The organism is Paraburkholderia strydomiana (assembly GCF_046030495.1).
Taxonomy (GTDB): Bacteria; Pseudomonadota; Gammaproteobacteria; order Burkholderiales; family Burkholderiaceae; genus Paraburkholderia; species Paraburkholderia strydomiana_A.
The window spans coordinates 49,471-70,149 of sequence record NZ_JAQQCJ010000035.1; the positions used below are offsets into that span (position 1 = coordinate 49,471).

Genomic DNA, 20,679 nt, shown 5'->3' on the forward strand with positions numbered 1-20,679 from the left:
GTTCCGAGGGCGGGAGCGCGCGATCGTTCTCGGTGCGTCGGGCTGCATCGATGCGAGTCTTTTTACGCGCCAACCCATGGATAACGGCAACTATCGGAAAGGGGTTGAGGGTGGGGAATGAAAAAAAATGGGGATGGGGGCGCAATGATGGAAAGCGCATGGCAGATCGCGCTTGTCGGATCGTGCGTGGGTGGCTGCGCCCGCTACCCGCGCCTCGGCGCGGCTACCCCGCCGCGCCGAATTCCTTCATCGCCGGGACGAAGTCGTGATTGGCTTCAGGCTTGCGCGACAGCTTGGCGAGCACGTAGCGCTTGAATGGATCGAGTTCGGCCCAGCGGGCCGCGCTCGGCGCGACGAGGCCGGCCAGCCCGGCCTGAAGCGTGACGCCATCCGGTACGCTGTCCGTGTGGCGCCACGCGGGCGACTCGTCGGGCGTGAACCACTCCGGCTCGACGTTCGCGTGCGTGCGCAGCATCTCGAACAACGCGTGATCGAAATTCGGTTCGATTTCCGCGTCGTCCTCGACCGGGAAACGCGCCAGCAGCTTGCGGTCTTCGAGCGGCAGCAACTGCCACTGCGCCAGCGTGATGCGCAGCCCGAAACGGTCGAGATTGAAGCGCACCGACATCGGGATGTAGGTGAAATTCTCCGAAGACGCGACTTCGAAGTTGAACAGAAGCGGTGCTTCGTTGAGTCCCATAACAAGGCTCCTCCTGATGGCGCACAGCGTGCAAGCGCAGCTTGAGGTATTTTAGAACCTTATTCGCGCAACGGCGGCATGGCCAGGAGCCGCCCGGCGGCGCCGGGCAACCTTGGGGACCGCTACGCGCGCGCAGCATCGCACAGGAGTCGAGCATTGAACGAACAGGAAACAGCCGGACAGCCGGGCGCAGTGGAGCGCCAGGTGCACCGGCATCGCGGCGCGGCGGTCGAAACCGTCACCGATCACGTCGGTCAGGAATGGCCGGTCGCGCTCGTCTTCAACGGCATTTCACACGCGGTGATGATGTGTACGCCGCGCGATCTCGAAGCATTCGCGGTCGGCTTTGCGATTTCGGAAGGCATCGTCGAGCGCGGCAGCGATATTCAGGACATCGAGGTCGAACTGCATGACGACGATGAATTGCCGCATGCCGAAGTGCAATTGCAGGTCGTCCAGCAGGCGTTCGTCGCGCTGAAGGAGAAGCGCCGCGCGCTCGCCGGGCGCACCGGCTGCGGGGTCTGCGGCATCGAAAGCATCGATCTGCTCGATCTGAAACCGGAGCGGGTGCCCGACACCGGCTTTCTGCAACGGCTCGCGCCGGACGCGATCGCCCGCGCGGCCCGCGAACTGCCTGGACATCAGGCGCTCACGCGCTTGACCGGCGGCCTGCACGCGGCCGCATGGTGCGACGCGGCGGGCGCGATCCGCTACGCGTTCGAGGACGTCGGCCGCCACAACGCGCTCGACAAGCTGATCGGCCAGCTCGTGCTCGATCGCGCGGACACCCGCGACGGCTTCGTGTTTCTGTCGAGCCGCGCGAGCTACGAACTGGTGCGCAAGGCCGCGCGCGTCGATGTGCCGATGCTCGCGACGATCTCCGCGCCGTCGTCGCTGGCGATTGCGATTGCCCGCAAGGCGGGCGTGCGCCTGGTCAGTTTCTGCCGCGAAGGCAGCTACGTCGATTACGACACGTGGCAACCGGCGCAGGTTTGAGGGCTGAAGGGTGCGGGTGGGGGGAATTTGAGGGCCTGGGCGTGTGAGCACCCGAGTGCCCGAGCGCCAAATCCCCCAGCGCTCAGGCATCCCGCATCAATCGAACTGCCGGAAATCCGGCTTGCGCTTCTCGAAAAACGCCTGGAACGCCTCGCGCGCTTCCGGCGCGAGCAGCATCTTGCCGAAGTGCAAGGCTTCTTCCGACATCTGTGTTTGCAGTTCCTGTCGGCTCGCGCGCTTCATCAAACTCTTCGTCACGCGCAGCGACGACGCCGGCAACGCGGCCAGCTTCGCGGCCTGCCCGGCAGCGAACGCATCGACTTCAGCGGCCGGCAGCACGCGATTCACGAAGCCCATGCGCTGCGCTTCGGCGGCGTCGAACGCTTCACCGAGCAGCAGCTTTTCCGCCGCCGCCTGATAGCCGCCCACGCGCTGCAACAATAGGCTCGACGCCGCTTCCGGACACAGGCCGAGCTGTGTGAACGGCAGCGAGAAGCTCGCCGTGTCGGCCGCGTAGACGAGGTCGCAATGCAGCAGCAAGGTCGTGCCGATGCCCACCGCCGGCCCTGCCACCGACGCCACCACCGGCTTTTCCGCCGAGCTGATCGCGCGCAGGAACTGGAACACCGGCGCGTTTTCGCCCATCGGCGGCGTCTTCATGAAATCTTCGAGATCGTTGCCGGCACTGAAAATGTCGGCGCTGCCGCGAATCAGGATCGCGCGCACGGACGTGTCGCCGTGCGCTTGAACCATCGCGTCGGCCATCGTCTGATACATCGCGGCCGTAATCGCGTTCTTCTTGCCGGGCCGGTTGAAGGCAATCGTCAGCACGCCGTCGGCGCGCTCGACCAGGATATCTATCGTCATCTCCTTCCTCTCCTCGTACTGTTGCTGAGAATGTAAAAACGGTTCGCAAGCCAGGCGGCCTGCGAACCGTTCTGCGGTTCTTAACGGACAAGCGCGGCCGTCATCTCGCCGATGACCGCGCGGACCGGGGCGTACACGCGCTCACCCGGTTACAGGCGCTCGATGATGCCCGCCGCGCCCATGCCGGTGCCGACGCACATCGTCACCATGCCGTACTTGTAGTTGCGGCGGCGCAGGCCGTGCACCACCGTCGACGCACGAATCGCGCCCGTCGCGCCGAGCGGATGGCCGAGGGCGATCGCACCGCCGAGCGGGTTGATCTTCGACGGGTCCAGCCCGAGGTCCTGAATCACCGCCAGCGATTGCGCGGCGAACGCTTCGTTCAGTTCGATCCAGTCGAGGTCGTCCTGCTTCAGGCCCGCGGCCTTCAGCGCGGCCGGAATCGCTTCCTTCGGACCGATGCCCATGATTTCCGGCGGCACGCCGCGCACCGCGAAGCTCACGAAGCGCGCGAGCGGCGTCAGGTTGAACTGCTTGAGCATCTTCTCCGACACGACGATCAACGCGCCCGCGCCGTCCGACGTCTGCGAGCTGTTGCCCGCCGTCACCGAACCCTTGTTCGCGAACACGGCGCGCAGCTTCGCCAGACCTTCGAGCGACGTTTCCGCGCGCGGACCTTCGTCGAGCGACACTTCGCGCGTCTGCACACGCACTTCGCCGGTCGCGAGATCGGGGAAGCGTTCGGTGATCGTGTAGGCGGCGATTTCGTCGTTGAACTCGCCGGCCTGTTGTGCGGCGATCGCGCGGCGGTGCGATTCGACCGAGAAGGCGTCCTGCGCTTCGCGGCTGATCTTCCAGCGCTCGGCGACCTTCTCCGCGGTCAGGCCCATGCCGTACGCGATGCCGATGTCTTCGTTGCGATCGAAAATATGCGGCGAGAGCGAGGGCTTGTTGCCCATCATCGGCACCATGCTCATCGATTCACAGCCGCCCGCGATCATCGCATCCGATTCACCGACGCGGATGCGATCGGCGGCCATCGCCAGCGCGGTCAGGCCCGACGCGCAGAAGCGGTTCACCGTGACGCCGCCGACCGTGTTCGGCAGGCCGGCCAGCAGCGCGCCGATGCGCGCGACGTTCAGCCCCTGTTCGGCTTCGGGAATCGCGCAGCCGATGATCGCGTCTTCGATCACCTTGGTGTCGAGACCGGGCACTTGCGCCACGGCCGATTTGATCGCGTGCACCAGCAGTTCGTCGGGGCGCGTGTTCTTGAACATCCCGCGCGGCGCCTTGCCGATCGGCGTACGGCTCGCTGCGACGATGTATGCGTCTTGCAATTGCTTTGCCATTTGAGACTCCTTTGTCGGCGGGAGTTAGCGCTTTAGCGCTTACTCCCGCCCCATGCAACCCGTTGCGGTCGGCGGGAGTAAGCGCTTTAGCGCTTACTCCCGCCCCATGCAACCTGTTGCGGTCGGCCAGCGTTAGCGCTTTAGCGCTTACGCTGGCCCCATGCATATGTATGCGATTGCTCGTCGCTTCAGTTGCGCACCGGCTTACCGGTCTGCAGCATGCCCATGATCCGCTCCTGCGTCTTCTGCGTGCCGAGCAGATCGACGAACGCACGACGCTCGAGTTGCAGCAGCCATTCTTCATCGACGAGACTGCCCGCTTCCACGTCGCCGCCACACACCGCTTCCGCGATGCGGCTGGCGATCAGGAAATCATGCTCGCTGATAAAGCGCCCATCGCGCATGTTGACGAGTGACGCCTTGATGGTCGAGATCGCCGAGCGGCCCGCGACCGGCACCTGCGTCACCCGCAGCGGCGGACGATAACCCGCCGCCGCCAGCGCGCGCGCTTCCTTCTTCGCGACGTCGAGCAACTCGAACACGTTGAAGACGATCGTATCGGACGGCTTCAGATAACCCATCGTGCGGGCATCGAGCGCGGACGCCGAGACCTTCGCCATCGCCGCGTTCTCGAACGACTTCTGCACAAACTTCAGCAGATCGGTGGTCGCGCCGACCTGGGTAGCAGCTTCCGCCGCGCGCAGCGCCGCTTCTTTCAGGCCGCCGCCCGCCGGCACGAGACCCACGCCGACTTCCACGAGACCCATATAGCTTTCGATGTGCGCAACCCGCTTCGCGCTGTGCAGCGCCAGCTCACACCCGCCGCCGAGCGCGATGCCCGACACCGCCGAGATCACCGGCACGCTTGCATACTTCACGCGCAGCATGCCTTGCTGGAACTTCTGCACGAACGGCTCGATGCCCTTCGCGCCGCCCATCATGAACGCGGGCAGCGCCTCTTCGAGGTTGGCGCCCGCCGAGAACGGGCCGCCCGGCGTGCCGAGCTTCAGCGACGTCGGCTGCCACACCACGAGGCCCTTGTAGTCCTTTTCCGCCAGTTCGATCGCCTGCGTCAGACCGTCGATTACCGACGGTCCAATCGTGTTCATCTTGCTCTTGAACGACACGATCAACACGTCGTTCTCGCCCGCGCGATCGTCGACCCATGCGCGCACGGCATCGGTTTCGAACAGCGTCTTGCCGTAGGTCTTCGGATCGGCCGTCGTGTCGCCGACCAGCGGTGCACGGAACACCTGCCTGTCATACACGGACAGCGACGAGCGCGGCACAAAGGTCTTCGAAGCCGGCGACCACGAACCTTCGTTCGTATGCACGCCGCCCTTCTCCGTGACCACGCCTTCCAGCACCCACGACGGCAGCGGCACGTTCGACAACGCCTTGCCCGCCGCGATGTCTTCCTGCACCCACTCGGCGACCTGCTTCCAGCCGGCGGTCTGCCAGCCTTCGAACGGGCCTTCGTTCCAGCCGAAGCCCCAGCGGATGGCCAGATCGACGTCGCGCGCGTTGTCGGCGATCGACTCCAGATGCACGCCGATGTAGTGATACACATCGCGGAAAATCGCCCACAGGAACTGCGCCTGCGGATGCTCCGATTCGCGCAGCAGCTTCAGACGCTCGGCCGCCGGGCGCTTCAGGATGCGGCCGACCAGTTCGTCCGCCTTCGCGCCGCCGTCGACGTACTCGCCCGTCTTCGGGTCGAGCACCTTGATCGCCTTGCCTTCCTTCCTGTAGAAGCCGCCGCCCGTCTTCTGACCCAGCGCGCCCTTCTTCACCAGTTCGGCCAGCACGGCCGGCGTTTCGTAGACCGGGAAGAACGGGTCGTCCTTCAGCGTGTCCTGCATCGTCTTGATGACGTGCGCCATCGTGTCGAGTCCGACCACGTCGGCGGTGCGGAACGTGGCCGACTTCGCGCGGCCCAGACGCGCGCCGGTCAGGTCGTCCACTTCGTCGAAACGCAGGCCGAACTTCGCGGCTTCCGTGATGACGGCGAGGATCGAGAAAATGCCGACGCGGTTGGCGATGAAGTTCGGCGTGTCTTTCGCGCGCACGACGCCCTTGCCGACCACGCTCGTCAGGAACGTTTCGAGCTGGTCGAGAATTTCCGGACGCGTCGTCGCGGTCGGGATCAGTTCGACCAGATGCATGTAGCGCGGCGGATTGAAGAAGTGCACGCCACAGAAGCGCGCCTTCAGTTCAGCCGGGAAACCTTCCGATAAAGCCGTGATCGACAGACCCGACGTATTGGTCGCGAAGATCGCGTTCGGCCCGATGTGCGGCGCGACCTTCTTGTACAGGTCGTGCTTCCAGTCCATGCGTTCGGCGATCGCTTCGATCACGACGTCGCATTCGGCGAGCTTGGCGATGTCGTCGTCGTAATTGGCGGGCTGGATGTACTGCGCGTCGTCCTTCACGCCGAACGGCGCCGGCGACAGCTTCTTCAGATTCTCGATCGCCTTCAGCGCGATCGCGTTCTTCGGGCCTTCCCTGGCCGGCAGATCAAAAAGAAGCACAGGCACCTTGGCGTTGATCAGGTGCGCTGCGATCTGCGCGCCCATCACGCCGGCGCCGAGCACGGCTACCTTGCGAATGATCAGATTGCTCACGTCGTTCCTCCGGAGAGTTGTGCGGATGTCGCGAAGCGTCGAGGATGCTTCGCGATGTATGGCTTGAGCCAGGCGGGAATCAGGCGCCGCGGTTTCGATACGCGCGGCGCCTGTACCTCGATGTGTGTTTGCGTTGGGCTTAGAACAGCGCTTCTTCGACGTCCATCAGCGACTTCGAACCGGCGCGCGCCTGACGGATCGTCATCGCCGTTTCCGGCAGCAGCTTCGCGAAGTAGAAGCGCGCGGTGGCGAGCTTCGCCTTGTAGAACGGATCGCCCGACGCTTCCTTGTCGAGTGCGATACGCGCCATGCGCGCCCAGAAGTACGAGAACACCAGATGGCCGACGGTGCGCAGATACGGCACGGCCGCGGCGCCGACTTCGTCCGGGTTTTGCATCGCCTTCATGCCGATTTCCATCGTCAGCTTCTGCACCTTGTCGCCGATGTCGGCAAGCGGGTTCACGAACTCCTGCATCTCCGGCTTGATGCCTTCGGCTTCGACGAACTCCGTGACCAGCTTGCCGAACTTCTTCATCTTCGCGCCCATGTCGCCGAGAATCTTGCGGCCCAGCAGGTCGAGCGCCTGAATCGCATTGGTGCCTTCGTAGATCATGTTGATGCGCGCGTCGCGCACGTACTGCTCCATGCCCCACTCGGTGATGAAGCCGTGGCCGCCGTAGATCTGCATGGCGTGATTGGTGCCTTCGAACGCGTTGTCCGACAGGAACGCCTTCAGGATCGGCGTGAGCAACGCGACGAGGTCGGCTGCTTCCTTGCGCACCGCTTCGTCACCGTGCGACAGTTCCTTGTCGATATGCAGCGCGGACCAGTACGAGAACGCACGCGCGCCTTCGGCGTAGGCCTTCTGCGTGAGCAGCATGCGGCGCACGTCCGGGTGCACGATAATCGGGTCCGCCGCTTTTTCAGGCGCCTTCGGGCCGGTCAGCGAACGCATCTGCAGACGCTCTTTCGCGTACGTGAGCGAGTTCTGATAGGCGATTTCGGTCAAGCCGAGGCTCTGCATGCCGACGCCCAGGCGCGCGGCGTTCATCATCACGAACATCGCGTTGAGACCCTTGTTCGGCTCGCCGACGAGCCAGCCCTTCGCGTTGTCGAGATTGATCACGCAGGTCGCATTGCCGTGAATGCCCATCTTGTGCTCGATCGAACCGCACTTCACGCCGTTGCGCTCGCCGGGCTCGCCCGCTTCGTTCGGCACGAACTTCGGCACGATGAAGAGCGATATGCCCTTGGTGCCCTTCGGCGCATCCGGCAGACGCGCGAGCACAAGGTGAACGATGTTTTCCGCGAGATCGTGTTCGCCGCTGGAAATGAAGATTTTCGTGCCGCTGATCGCGTACGAGCCGTCGCTATTCGGTTCGGCCTTGGTGCGCAGGATGCCGAGGTCGGTGCCGCAATGCGGCTCGGTCAGACACATCGTGCCGGTCCACACGCCGGCAACCAGCTTCGGCAGATAACGCTGCTGCAACTCGGGCGTACCGTGCGCGTGCAGGCATTCGTACGCGCCGTGCGAGAGACCCGGATACATCGTCCACGCCTGATTCGCCGAGTTCAGCATTTCGTAGAGCGCGTTGTTGACGAATGCGGGCAGCCCCTGCCCGCCGTATTCCGGATCACAGCCCAGTGCCGGCCAGCCGGCCTCGACATACTGTTGATAGGCTTCCTTGAAACCCTTCGGCGTGGTCACGACGCCGTCGCCGGCATACGTGCAGCCTTCCTGATCGCCGCTATGGTTGAGCGGGAACAGCACTTCGGAGCAGAACTTGCCGGCCTCTTCGAGCACGGCGTTGATCGTGTCGGCATCGAGATCCGCGTGCTTCGGCATCTGCTTGATCTCGGCTTCCACGTTGAGCAGTTCGTGCAACACGAATTGCATGTCGCGCAGCGGCGCGGCGTACTGTCCCATGACTCTCTCCAAAGTTTGACAAGAAGCCAGGCCGTTAGCTGAGTCCGTGGACCGGAACCTTCTGCGCCGCTGAATCCGGTTGGTACCCGACGACGTTGCTAACGGCTTTCGCTTTGATACGAAACAATCAATTTTTCCAGCGCGGCCCACGTGAGAGGCACCGCATCCGGCAGGTGCAGGAAGCGCGCATCGTGATGCAGGCCGAGCGTGAAGCTGTACAGTTCGAAAAGCATCAGTTGCGGATCGGTGTCGGCACGCAGATGCCCTTCCTCCATTGCCTGCGAAATCGCGCGAGTGAGCGCGGCACGCCAGATGGTCACGCTCGACACCAGTTGCTCGCGCACCGGGTTGTCCGCGCGGTCGTCGTATTCGACGGCGCCGCTGATGTAGATGCACCCGGTGGTGACTTCCTGAATGCGCTTCTCGATCCAGCGGGAAATCATCGCGCGCAAGCGCGGCAAGCCGCGAGGCTCGCGCAAGCTCGGGAAAAACACCTCGTCTTCGAAACGATGGTGATATTCGCGCACGACTTCGACCTGCAAATCCTCGCGCGACCCGAAATGCGCGAACACTCCGCTTTTGCTCATCTGCATGCGCTCAGCCAGCAGGCCGATCGTCAGACCTTCCAGTCCGTCGCGGCTTGCCAGATCGAGTGCTGCGTCGAGAATTGCGACGCGCGTTTGTTCGCCTTTTCGCATAGCTGTTTTTTACCGTTCTAATGTGACCGAAAGAAAATCGAACGGCCGTACTATTATTGAGTGCCGCCGTCCGCGAAACAAGGACTTTATTAGAAACCGGTTTCTAACCTGGTTTCAATTCTGCGACATCCGTCCATCAGAGGAATCAGATTTTTTAGAGGCGTTTGCCTTGAGACAGGTATTGCCATGCAGAATGCTTGCGTCTCCGTGATTGTCGCAGCCGGCCGACATGATGCCGCAGATCGGCGCGAATCCAGGAGGGTTTGATGGGTGTGGGGCGGGTGGCGGTTGTCGCTGCGCAACGGGCGCGGTGGTTGGAGGAATGGCGGTGTGTCTGGCGCCGATCAGAATAGCCCGACGGCGGGAGCCCCGCGCCGATGCGGACATGCTCGCGCGGAAGCCGTCATTCGTCCAATGGGAATCTCTGCTGCAACGCAATGGCGACCCGCGTCAGCACTTCGTCCCAATCGCCGCGCTGCGTCTGCGTGAAAAGACGCAAGCCGGGATACCACGGACTGTCGTCGCGGCCGCGTAGCCAGCGCCAGCAGCCCGCGAATCGGTTCAGCAACCAGACCGGCTTGCCCATCGCGGCGGCAAGATGCGCGACCGAGGTGTCGACGGAAATCACCAGATCGAGATTGTCGATCAGCGCCGCGGTCTCCGCAAAGTCGGCGAGTTCATCGGTCCAGTCGGTCAGACGTGCCCTGCTGGCAGCGTCGGCGAGCTTCGCGGGGTCATCGGTCTTTTGCAGACTGACCCAGCGCACCTGCCGCAGCGCGAGCAGCGGCGCGATCTGCGCGACCACGAGGCTGCGCCGCCGGTCCACCGCAATGCCCGAATGGCCGCCCGCCCACACGACGCCGACACGCGGCAAATGCGCGGCGGGCAGCGCTTCCAGGCGCGCGCGCCAGTGGGCGGCGCGCGCGGCGTCGGCATGCAGATACGGCAGCGCGCTCGGGATCGTGGCGAGCCGTGTGCCGAACGCCATCGGCAGGGACATCAGTGGGCAGTAGCAATCCCAGCGGCTCAGATCGGAAGGCACGCCATCGAACAGCTGGAGGTCCGGCCAGCGCTCGCGCAACGACCGCTCGTACAGGCGGCGCAACGGCGGCGGGCACACGTAGCCCACCTGGGAAAAACGCTCGAGCGCCATCGGCAGGTAGCGTACGAACTGCAGACTGTCGCCATAGCCCTGTTCGTCGAGGACGAGCAGGTGTTCGTTGGACTGCAGCCCGTTACGTCGAATTTGAATCGCAGCCGATGGGCGCTCGCCGGACCATCGCGGCAAAGCCACTTGCACAGGCTTCTGCGCGGGTCGTCCGTCGGACAGTTTGAAGCTGACCCAGCGGTCTTCGAAATACGGCCACGCCTCTTCGTAGCGACCTGCGGCGAGCAGCACGATCGCCAGATTGTTGCGGGCGACGAGGTTCGCAGGCGCCAGTTCGAGGGCGCGCCGGTAGTGCCGCTCGGCCTCTTCCAGTGCGCCGAGATCCGCATGGATGCGCCCCAGATTGTTGTGCGCGGCCGAGTGTTCAGGGTCAATCTCGAGCGTGCGCCGGTAGCTGAGCGCGGCGTCTTCGAGACGTTCGAGATGTTGCAGCGTCAACGCGAGGTTGTAGTGCAGCGCCGAGAAATCCGCCTGCAGCGCGAGCCCTTGCCGCAGGCTCTCGAGCGCGCCCGGATAGTCGCCGAGTTTGAGCCGGATCGCGTAGAGCGTGTTGTACAGGATCGGTTCGGGACGAATCCGGATTGCGCGTTCGAGCAAGTGCTGCGCGCTTTGCGTATCACCGCCAGCAAGTGCGAGCAGTCCTTGCAAATGAATTGCGCCGACATGCTCGCCGTTCTCGCCGAGGATTCGATCGACGAGCGTGCGCACCGCATCGAAGCGGCCGGCCTGATAGGCGGCTATGGCCTCGTCGTGAAGGCTCGATGTGTCGACGGATTCGGCTGGCTGGCGAACAGACATGATTGACGAACGAGCGAGCGCGCGTGATGCACGGGCCGGTCGCTATAAACGACGCAGGTGAACCGGCAAACACCGCTTGATCAGGGAAAGTGTCAGCGGTGCATCTCATACACGAGGCCGCTCGACTCTATCGAACGAAGATTATGTTTGAGCAGCGGCAGGGAGTCTTTAGGAGCGCTCTGAAACGCGTTATGCACCGTGCTTTGCATTGGTGTGGCGCACGGCACGACGGGGTTGCATCTGAGCGATGCGACGGTCGGCCTTGCGGAGTGCGTGCGAGATTGCCGCCCCGTGCATTGCCGTGTTCGGAAATGGCGGCGCTTCGCCGCTTACGCTTGAATTCGCCATCCGCGTTTGCGCCTGCCGGACCGGGCCCTGTCCCGCCGCAGCCGGCCCTTGCGCCGCTACCGCCTAATCGTACCCACCCACCGTCAACAGCTTCATCGCCACCCGATAGCTCGTGTAAGCCAGCCAGTTGAGCGCCCGCTCGACGACCGGACGCGATTCGTAATGCGCCTTGTCGATACGGCGCGAATCCTTGAACGCATCGAGTATCGCCTCGCGCAGCGCCTGGGTCGACACGTCGTTCACCAGCACCACATTCGCTTCGTTGTTGAGCATCAAACTCAGCGCATCGAGGTTCGACGAACCCACGGTCCCCCAGTTCGAATCGACCACCGCGACCTTGCCGTGCAGCAGCGTCTTCTCGTACTCGGCGATCTGCACGCCGGACCTGAGCAACGCGTGATAAAGAAACGGCACGGCGTAGTCCAGCGCCTTGAACTCCTTACGCCCAATGATCAGCTTCACCACGACGCCGCGGCGCGCGGCGAACACCAGCGCACGCCGCAGCTTGCGCCCCGGCATGAAGTACGGATTGGCGAGCAGGATCTCGTGCCGCGCCTGGCCGATTGCGGCCAGATACGCCTTCTCGATCGCGCGTCGGTTGATCAGGTTGTCGCGCGCGACGAACGCCACACACGGCTGCCCGCCTGCCCACAACTGCTCGTTGCGGCGACGTCGGCGCCGCCGCAAACTGCCGAGCGACGCGGACGTGTGCGTGCCGAGGTCCGGTTCCAGGGCCTCGATCGGCCGATGCCCGAGTTGAATCCGGCGCCACTGCACCTCGAACGCCTGACGGACGTCGGCGACGACCGGTCCGTGCAGCTCGACCGCGAAGTCCCAGCGCCGGTAAGGCAGGGTCTCGCCGTTGTTCTCGTAGTCGTCGACGATGTTGATGCCGCCGCAATACGCAAATTGATCGTCGATGACCGCGAGCTTGCGGTGCGTGCGCGAAAAGCCGAACCGGCCGAACAGATGCGGGTTGTAGATGCGATGATCGATGCCGGCCGGCGTCCATTCGTTGAACATCGGCAGACGCGCGGTGCCGATGCCGTCGGTGATCACGCGCACTCTCACGCCGCGCGAGGCCGCGCGCAGCAACGCCGCGCTGACTTCCTGGCCGGCGGCGTCGTCACAGAAGATATAGGTTTCCAGAACGACGTCGCGCTGCGCGGCATCGACACGCTCGATCAGCGCGTCGAAAAAATCGTCGCCCGAGCGCAGCAGCCTGACGTCGTTGTCACTGGTGAAGCGATAACGCTGCCAATAGCGCCGGCCAAGCAGCGTGTGCCGCAGCCGCGAGAAACGGCCGCCTGCGCTCATCGGCCACGCTCCGCGGCAGGAACGCCTGGCGCGCGGGCGGCAAGCCGCCTTGGCAACTGCAGAATGGCGTCCGCATTCGACGACGAGAAGCAGCGCGAGGCCGCCTCTTCATGCGGCAGCCACAGAAACGCGGTGTGCTCGCGCGGCGCCAGCGTCACCTCGAGCTGCTCCGGCACCTGCACGCTGAACCAGTGCTCGGTGTTGTGGATCACGCCTTCGGCATAACGATGGCGGAACTCCGGGTAGATCTCGTATTCGATCGAATACTGCCAGTCGAACAATGCGCTGTCAGGCACCTGCGCGCCGCCGATCACGATGCCGGTCTCCTCGGCCACTTCGCGCACCGCCGTTTCGACGAGCGGTTCATCGAGCCGATCCTTGGAACCCGTCACCGATTGCCAGAACCCCGCATGATCGGCGCGCTCGATCAGCAGCACGTCGAGCGCGGGCGTATGGATGATGACGAGGACGGATTGAGGAATTTTCGGCGGTTTCGGCATGGTGTGAAAACTGGGCGCAACGCTTGCGCGGTACATGTCGGCACAGAGTGCAATGAGCGGTCGAAAGCGGTTGCTTCGACTGTAACGCAAAAAATGAAAAAGGCGCATGCGCGCCTTTTTCGTTTGCTCCTGCTGTCGTTTTCAGACAGCACTCACTTGCACTTGCCTCAAGCCTTCGGCTCAGGCGTACGCAGACGGATGTGCAGCTCGCGCAACTGGCGCTCGTCCACTTCGCTCGGCGCCTGCGTGAGCAGACACTGTGCGCGTTGCGTCTTCGGGAACGCGATCACGTCGCGGATCGAATCGGCGCCGGCCATCATCGTGACGATGCGGTCCAGACCGAACGCGATACCGCCGTGCGGCGGCGCGCCGTATTGCAGCGCGTCGAGCAGGAAGCCGAACTTGGCTTGCGCTTCTTCCGCGTTGATCTTCAATGCGCGGAACACCTTGCTCTGCACTTCTTCACGGTGGATACGCACCGAACCGCCGCCGATTTCCCAGCCGTTCAGCACCATGTCGTAGGCTTTCGCGAGGCAGCGCGCCGGGTCCGTTTCGAGGTACTCGAGGTGCTCGTCCTTCGGGCTCGTGAACGGGTGATGCGCGGCGACGTAGCGGTTGTCTTCCTCGTCGTATTCGAACATCGGGAAGTCGATCACCCACAGCGGCTTCCAGCCGGATTCGACGAGACCGTTGGCCTTGCCGAATTCCGAATGGCCGATCTTCAGACGCAGCGCGCCCAGGCTGTCGTTCACCACCTTCGCGCGATCCGCCGCGAAGAAGATGATGTCGCCGTCTTGCGCGCCGGTGCGCTCGATGATCGCCTTGACCGCTTCGTCGTGCAGGTTCTTGACGATCGGGCTCTGCAGACCGTCACGGCCCTTCGCCACTTCGTTGACCTTGATCCACGCGAGACCCTTCGCGCCGTAAATGCGCACGAATTCCGTGTAGCTGTCGATGTCGCCGCGCGAGAGTTCGCCGCCCTTCGGCACGCGGATCGCCGCAACGCGGCCGTCCTTCGTGTTGGCCGGCGTGCTGAACACCTTGAAGTCGACGTCCTTGACCGCGTCCGTCAGGTCGGTGAATTCGAGCTTCACGCGCAGGTCCGGCTTGTCCGAGCCGAAGCGGCGCATCGCTTCCGAATACAGCATGACCGGGAATTTTTCGTCGAGCGAGACGCCGATCGTTTCCTTGAACACGTGACGGATCATCGCTTCGAACAGATCGCGGATTTCCTGTTCCGACAGGAACGAGGTTTCGCAGTCGATCTGCGTGAATTCCGGCTGACGGTCGGCGCGCAGGTCTTCGTCGCGGAAGCACTTGACGATCTGGTAGTAGCGATCGAAGTTCGCCACCATCAGCAGCTGCTTGAACAGCTGCGGCGACTGCGGCAGCGCGAAGAACTGGCCCGGGTTCGTACGCGACGGCACGAGGTAGTCGCGCGCGCCTTCCGGCGTGCTCTTCGTGAGCATCGGCGTTTCGATGTCGATGAAGCCTTGCGCGTCGAGGTACTTGCGCACTTCGATCGCGACGCGGTAACGCAGACGCAGGTTGTGCTGCATCTGCGGACGACGCAGGTCGAGCACGCGGTGCGTGAGACGCGTGGTTTCCGACAGGTTGTCGTCGTCGAGCTGGAACGGCGGCGTGATCGAGGCGTTCAGCACGATCAGCTCGTGGCACAGCACTTCGATCTTGCCGCTCTTCAACGCGGCGTTGGTCGTGCCTTCCGGACGGCTGCGCACGACACCCTTGATCTGCAGGCAGAACTCGTTGCGCACGCCTTCGGCGGCCTTGAACATCTCCGCGCGATCCGGGTCGCAGACGACCTGAACGAGCCCTTCGCGATCGCGCAGGTCGATGAAGATGACGCCACCATGGTCGCGGCGGCGGCTCACCCAGCCACACAGCGAAACGGTTTGGCCCAGCCGTTCTTCGGTCACCAGACCGCAGTATTCAGTTCTCATCGACATGATGTTTGTCTTTCGTTTTGCATTGGTTGAACGGCGCGCGGCAGTTTGAAACTGCGTGAAACCTTGCGCACCGGCATTACAGCGGAGGCTCGACGGTCGTGCGGCGCACCGGCGCCGGCGGCGCGGACGGCGCCACGACGCCCATCGAGACGATGTACTTGAGCGCGGCGTCGACCGTCATGTCGAGTTCGATCACTTCGCTCCTGGGCACCATCAGGAAGAAGCCGGACGTCGGGTTCGGCGTAGTCGGCACATAGACGCTGACGTAGTCTTCTTTCAGGTGGTTGACCACGTCGCCACCCGGAATCCCGGTCAAAAATCCGATCGTATAGGAGCCGCGGCGCGGGTACTCGATCAGCAGCGCCTTGCGGAACGCATTGCCGCTGCTCGACAACAACGTGTCGGACACCTGCTTGACACTGGTGTAAAGCGGGCCGACCACCGGAATGTGAGCGACCAGCAGTTCCCACCACTTCACGAGCTTCTGCCCAATGAAGTTCTGCGTCAACAGCCCGACGACAAAGATGAACGCGAGCGTGAGCACTGCCCCGAGGCCGGGCAGGCGATAGCCGATTGCGCGCTCCGGCTGCCACGAGGTCGGCAGCAGCAACAGCGTCTGGTCCATCGTGCCGATGATCAGGCCGAGCACCCACAGTGTGATGGCCAGAGGCACCAGCACCAGCAGGCCGGTCAGAAACACCGATTTGAGCGTCGTCTTTTTCGTCGTCATGTGTACCGCCAGAAGACCGCGCGGGCCGAGGCACGACGCGCGGTGTGTGCGCCGCCCATCAGGGCGGCAGTCCCACTAGGCGCTGCCGGCACCGCTCGAGCTTGCCGAGGCGGCCGGTGCGGCAGCAGGCGCGGCCGGTGTAGCGGCTGCGCTCGATGAACCGGTTGCGGCCGTACCGTTGGCCGAGCCCGTATCGGATTTGGCGGCGCCGTTACCGGCGGCCACCGTGTTCTCGCTCGCGCCATTCGACGCGCCGTTCGCGTCGGACGTGGCCGGCGCGCTCGCGCCGCTGTTGCCACCGCGGAAATCGGTCACGTACCACCCGGAGCCCTTCAACTGGAACCCGGCGGCAGTGACCTGCTTGCGAAAGGTGTCTTTCCCGCATTCGGGACACTGCGTCAGCTGAGCGTCGCTCATCTTCTGAAGCACGTCTTTCCCGAAGCCGCATGACTCGCAACGATAAGCGTAGATCGGCATGAACTTTTCCTACTGAAATCGTGTAAACGCTTGCAAAGCCTTGAATTATAGCCGCAAACGATATCCGTTCCGTGGATTTCGGGAACCGATGCTCGACGCGACCGCCGTTGCGGTAAATTGGGGCGGCCGCGTTCGAATCAAGTGCGCCGGGCCGTGGCCGGGCATGACGGCGCACCCTTACGGACGTCGGCGCCAGGTGAGCCAGCGCTCACGTCCGGCGAAAACGGCAATCGAATCGGTCACGGCGTCGTCTTCGATCAGCTCGAAGTACGGCGTGAGCAGCGCATCGAGTTCGGTGCGATCGATACCGAACGGCGGCCCCTTGGGCGTCGCGCCGATGAAATAGAAACCCGCGAGCAGCGCGCCGCCGGGCAGCAGCTCCGCCATCCGGCAAGCGTAGTCGGTGCGGCGTGCAGGCGGCAGCGCACAGAGGAACGCGCGCTCGTAAATCCAGGCGGGCGTAAAAGGCGGCTCATAGGTGAAGAAATCCGCCTGCTCCACCAGTTGCGCGTGTTGCGCGCCCAGTTGCTCGTGCGCCGCCGCGACGGCGGCCGGCGAGAAGTCGATTGCGCGGACCGGGTTGCCGTGCCCAGCTAGCCAAACGGCTTCGTAGGCGCTGCCGCAGCCCGGAATCAGCACCGCGGCACCGCTGTGCCGCGCGGCGAACGCGCGAAACGCGGTGGGCACGCCCGCCTGATCCCACGGCATGAAACCGCGCTCGAAGCGCTCGTCCCAGAACGCGGGCGAGTTGGGGTCGCGCGTCGAGAAGTCGGGTGCGGTGGGTTGGGTCGGATCGCTCATCGGATGCCTCGCATGGGTCTTAATTACCCGCCATAAGCCAGCGCCAGAAACGCCCGCGCCAGCACCGCGCCGACGCCTACCGCCACGCCGAACAGCAAGAGCCCTTGCAGCAGCCGGTTGGTGCGCTTCTGCTCGAGCAGGATCTGGCGAATCATGTCGTCGTTCGCGCCGCGCGTGTTGTCGTGCCGCTCGGCGAGCACGTGATGGATCAGGCGCGGCAACTGCGGCAGCGTCTTGCTCCACTGCGGCGCCTCGATCTTCAGGCGCTCGTACCAGCCGCGCACGCCGATCTGCTCGTTCATCCAGCGTTCCAGATAGGGCTTGGCGGTCTTCCACAGGTCCAGCTCCGGATCGAGCGAGCGGCCGAGCCCTTCCACGTTCAGCATGGTTTTTTGCAGCAACACCAGTTGAGGCTGGATTTCGACGTTGAAGCGGCGCGAGGTCGAGAACAGGCGCATCAGCACCTGGCCAAGCGAAATGTCCTTCAGCGCGCGGTCGAAATACGGCTCGCACACCGCGCGGATCGCGCTTTCGAGTTCTTCGACGCGGGTAGTCGGCGGCACCCAGCCCGACTCCAGATGCAGCGTGGCGACGCGGTGATAGTCGCGCTTGAAGAACGCGAGAAAGTTCTGCGCGAGGTAGTTCTTATCGAAATCCGACAGCGCGCCGATGATCCCGAAGTCAAGCGCGATATAGCGGCCGAAGTGCGCGGGATCGAGACTCACCTGAATGTTGCCCGGGTGCATGTCGGCGTGGAAGAAACCGTCGCGGAACACCTGGGTGAAGAAAATCTCGACGCCTTCGCGCGCCAGCTTTGGAATGTCGACGCCCGCCGCGCGCAGCGTCTCGACCTGGCTGATCGGCACGCCGACCATGCGCTCCATCACCAGCACCGTGGGCGTGCAGAACTCCCAGTACATCTCCGGCACCAGCAGCAGGTCGAGACCGACGAAGTTGCGTCGCAACTGGCTGCCGTTGGCCGCCTCGCGCATCAGGTCGAGTTCGTCGTGCAGGTATTTGTCGAATTCGGCGACCACCTCGCGCGGCTTCAAACGCTTGCCGTCGGCCCATAGTCGCTCGGCCCATACGGCGATGTCACGCAGCAATGCGAGATCGGAGTCGATCACGGGCAGCATGTTCGGGCGCAGCACCTTGACTGCAACCGCCTTGCCCGCATGCTGGCCGGCCTTCACCTTCGCGAAGTGCACCTGCGCGATCGACGCGCTCGCCACCGGCACCCGCTCGAAATCGTCGAACAGTACGTCGACCGGCGCGCCGAGCGACTTCTCGACCAGCCCGATCGCCACCGCCGAATCGAACGGCGGCACCTGATCCTGGAGCTTCGCCAGTTCGTTGGCGATGTCCACTGGCAGCAGATCGCGCCGGGTGGACAGCACCTGGCCGAACTTGACGAAGATCGGCCCGAGGCTTTCGAGCGCGAGCCGCAAGCGCACGCCCGGCGGCGCGTCGAACTTGCGGCCGATCGTGGTGACACGCAGCAGCAGACGCACGCGCCGGTCGTTGATGCGACCGAGCATCATCTCATCGAGACCGAAACGGATGACCGTGAAAAATATCTTGAGGAAACGCAGAAAACGCATAGTTGTGCCCGGTGACTAGCGCGTGCCGCGCGACATGGCGGCGCCGCCCGGCGCATTCGCGCCGCGGGCTTCGACCTTCTGTTCAAGACGCTCGATGCGTTTTTCCACGCGCGCCAACGCGTCGCGCGCGCGGGCCAGTTCGACGTTGAAATCTTCGAGCGCGGTACGGCGCACCAGTTGCGGATTTTCATCGAGCAGATATTCGGCGGCCGTGTCGAGCAGGTTGCGGCCGGTGCGTTGCACATGCTGGCCGACCGTGCGCACCACCGACGCAACCCGCCACGCCGGACCGTCGCCAATCAGCTTTGCCAGATCTTCTTCCGGCTCCCAGCGCAGATGCTCGGCGAGTTTCGCGATCACGGTGGCGAACTCGGCGTCGCCTTCGATCTTCACGTGCTTCATGACGGCGGCCTGGCCGCCTTGCACGAAGGCAGGCAATGCGTCGGACGGCACCGAGACGGTCACGTCGAACTGGTGCGTTTCGGTTTCGCCGACCGCGCCCAGATAGCCGTCGGGTTGCACCAGCAGCGTCAACACGACCGGTGGACACGATAGGCGCGCGATCTTGCCGGCGTAAGGGGCGAGGCGCTCACGAGCCCACGATTCGCGGGCGAGCAGATGATTGACAGCAGCAGCGAAGGGCTTGGCGGCGAGGGTCATCGAAAGTGGCAAGAAAAAACCCGCGCGAACGAGGTGCTCGCGCGGGTTCCTATTGTAACGTCCGTTCGCTTCGCGGCCTGCTATGCCGAACGGCCAACGCTATGCGCAAAATCAGGAAGAGCCGCACCTCCCGGCTCTATCCAGCTCACGGTTCAGTGCTGCGCCACCTGCTGGATGCCGGCCAGCAGCCACCCTTCGCCGGCGCGGTTCGCCTTGGACAGATTCCAGACTTCGACGAACGGCTCGGCTGCCGCGCCCGGTGCTTCGCGAAGCAGGCCGGAGAAGCGCACGCTGGCGAAGTATTCATTCGCGCGCTCTTCGACGCCCAGCAACTCGGCGTTCAGTTGCACCACGTCCGTCTGGTTGGACTCCGTGCCGCGCGAAGCGAGGTCGACCCGCACTTCGGCGAACATTTCCGGCGTGGTGAATTCGCGGATGTCCTCGACGTTGCCGACGTCCCATGCGGCTTGCAGGCGCACGAAGTACACCTTGGCATTACGCAGGAACGCGTCCGAATCGAAACCGGCGGGCACCATGGGCATCGGGTTGATGGTCGGCGTGCTCAGCGGGTTGCCCTGCGGCTCAAGATACGAGCCGGTGGGCGGCGCGCTGTAGCGCGGCTCCTGGCTATAGCCGGTGCCGCCCGCGTTCAGCGACGGCGAAGCGCCCGCGTACGCCGCTTGCGCCGTATCGCGCTTGCGGCCCGTGAAGCGGCGGATCAGCCAGATGACGACCATCGCGATCAACGCGATGATGATGACGTTGGCCATCATGCCGGCAAACGCTTCACCCATGCCGAAGTGCGACAGCAACGCGGCGATGCCGAGACCGGCGGCGAGACCCGCGATCGGCCCGAGCCAGCGGTTGCGGTTAGGCGCGGCAGGCGGCGTCGGCGTCGGTTGCGCGCGCTGCTGCTGCATGGCCTGATTGTTTTGGGCAGGTTGCGACGGCGTCGCCTGCTGCTGAACCGTGTTCGACTGACGGCCGATGCTACGGCCACCGCCCATGCGGCGAGCTTCCGCATCGAGCGAAGCGAGCGTGCCGGCCATGATCAGACCGACCATCGCGATCAGTCCGATTCTTCTCGCCAGCGAACGCCCAACCTTACGAGTAGATAACACACCTGAATCGGACATTTTCGTACTTTCCTT

Annotated in this window: 17 protein-coding genes; 1 reads left to right on the forward strand and 16 read right to left on the reverse strand. The window is 64.1% G+C overall.

Going from position 1 to position 20,679, the window contains the following annotated elements; genetic code table 11:
* Window positions 1-223: 223 nt before the first annotated feature.
* Window positions 224-700, reverse strand: coding sequence for a nitrate reductase associated protein (locus PQQ53_RS31865; RefSeq protein ID WP_408143295.1), 477 nt, complete (start codon window positions 698-700; stop codon window positions 224-226).
* Window positions 701-856: 156 nt separating this feature from the next.
* Here PQQ53_RS31865 and fdhD point away from each other — a divergent pair, with 156 nt between their 5' ends.
* A complete protein-coding gene (fdhD, locus tag PQQ53_RS31870) occupies window positions 857-1,696 on the forward strand; it encodes a formate dehydrogenase accessory sulfurtransferase FdhD (protein ID WP_408143293.1) in 840 nt (279 codons plus the stop codon).
* A gap of 96 nt (window positions 1,697-1,792) precedes the next feature.
* On the opposite strand, the gene PQQ53_RS31875 is transcribed toward fdhD, so the two are convergent.
* From PQQ53_RS31875 to PQQ53_RS31945, 15 genes are all read right to left on the reverse strand, one after another.
* Window positions 1,793-2,563, reverse strand: a complete 771-nt coding sequence (locus PQQ53_RS31875) for an enoyl-CoA hydratase (protein WP_408328567.1) — start codon at window positions 2,561-2,563, stop codon at window positions 1,793-1,795.
* A gap of 149 nt (window positions 2,564-2,712) precedes the next feature.
* Window positions 2,713-3,912, reverse strand: a complete 1,200-nt coding sequence (locus tag PQQ53_RS31880; protein ID WP_408154660.1) for an acetyl-CoA C-acyltransferase — start codon at window positions 3,910-3,912, stop codon at window positions 2,713-2,715.
* Between the two features lie 188 nt (window positions 3,913-4,100).
* Window positions 4,101-6,536: a 3-hydroxyacyl-CoA dehydrogenase/enoyl-CoA hydratase family protein gene (locus PQQ53_RS31885; protein WP_408328570.1), complete on the reverse strand. Its 2,436-nt coding sequence runs from the start codon at window positions 6,534-6,536 to the stop codon at window positions 4,101-4,103.
* A 139-nt stretch (window positions 6,537-6,675) separates the two neighbouring features.
* Window positions 6,676-8,463, reverse strand: a complete 1,788-nt coding sequence (locus tag PQQ53_RS31890) for an acyl-CoA dehydrogenase C-terminal domain-containing protein (RefSeq protein WP_408154656.1) — start codon at window positions 8,461-8,463, stop codon at window positions 6,676-6,678.
* Between the two features lie 98 nt (window positions 8,464-8,561).
* The gene (locus PQQ53_RS31895) at window positions 8,562-9,161 is read right to left on the reverse strand and encodes a TetR/AcrR family transcriptional regulator (protein WP_408143275.1); all 600 of its coding nucleotides are present in this window, start codon (window positions 9,159-9,161) and stop codon (window positions 8,562-8,564) included.
* A 403-nt stretch (window positions 9,162-9,564) separates the two neighbouring features.
* The gene (locus tag PQQ53_RS31900) at window positions 9,565-11,127 is read right to left on the reverse strand and encodes a tetratricopeptide repeat protein (protein WP_408328573.1); all 1,563 of its coding nucleotides are present in this window, start codon (window positions 11,125-11,127) and stop codon (window positions 9,565-9,567) included.
* Between the two features lie 411 nt (window positions 11,128-11,538).
* Entirely contained in the window at window positions 11,539-12,792 is a 1,254-nt protein-coding gene (gene clsB, locus PQQ53_RS31905; protein WP_408143271.1) for a cardiolipin synthase ClsB, read from the reverse strand.
* Window positions 12,789-13,292, reverse strand: a complete 504-nt coding sequence (nudB, locus tag PQQ53_RS31910; protein WP_408328576.1) for a dihydroneopterin triphosphate diphosphatase — start codon at window positions 13,290-13,292, stop codon at window positions 12,789-12,791. The genes clsB and nudB overlap by 4 nt, the downstream gene beginning before the upstream one ends.
* 167 nt (window positions 13,293-13,459) lie before the next feature.
* Window positions 13,460-15,259: an aspartate--tRNA ligase gene (gene aspS / locus PQQ53_RS31915; protein WP_121316515.1), complete on the reverse strand. Its 1,800-nt coding sequence runs from the start codon at window positions 15,257-15,259 to the stop codon at window positions 13,460-13,462.
* A 76-nt stretch (window positions 15,260-15,335) separates the two neighbouring features.
* On the reverse strand, window positions 15,336-15,989 hold the full coding sequence (locus PQQ53_RS31920; RefSeq protein ID WP_408143267.1) for a DUF502 domain-containing protein: 654 nt from the start codon (window positions 15,987-15,989) through the stop codon (window positions 15,336-15,338).
* 75 nt (window positions 15,990-16,064) lie between these two features.
* Complete coding sequence (locus PQQ53_RS31925; RefSeq protein ID WP_408143265.1) at window positions 16,065-16,466, reverse strand: FmdB family zinc ribbon protein; 402 nt, start codon at window positions 16,464-16,466, stop codon at window positions 16,065-16,067.
* Between the two features lie 177 nt (window positions 16,467-16,643).
* Entirely contained in the window at window positions 16,644-17,267 is a 624-nt protein-coding gene (locus tag PQQ53_RS31930; RefSeq protein ID WP_408143264.1) for a class I SAM-dependent methyltransferase, read from the reverse strand.
* A gap of 23 nt (window positions 17,268-17,290) precedes the next feature.
* Window positions 17,291-18,868 (reverse strand): ubiquinone biosynthesis regulatory protein kinase UbiB, encoded by a 1,578-nt coding sequence (ubiB, locus tag PQQ53_RS31935; protein WP_408154646.1) that lies wholly within the window; start codon window positions 18,866-18,868, stop codon window positions 17,291-17,293.
* Between the two features lie 15 nt (window positions 18,869-18,883).
* The gene (locus PQQ53_RS31940; protein WP_175166130.1) at window positions 18,884-19,528 is read right to left on the reverse strand and encodes a ubiquinone biosynthesis accessory factor UbiJ; all 645 of its coding nucleotides are present in this window, start codon (window positions 19,526-19,528) and stop codon (window positions 18,884-18,886) included.
* A gap of 152 nt (window positions 19,529-19,680) precedes the next feature.
* Window positions 19,681-20,664 carry a Tim44 domain-containing protein gene (locus PQQ53_RS31945; protein WP_408328579.1) on the reverse strand — a complete coding sequence of 328 codons (984 nt, stop codon included), beginning with the start codon at window positions 20,662-20,664 and terminating at the stop codon, window positions 19,681-19,683.
* Window positions 20,665-20,679 lie beyond the last annotated feature (15 nt).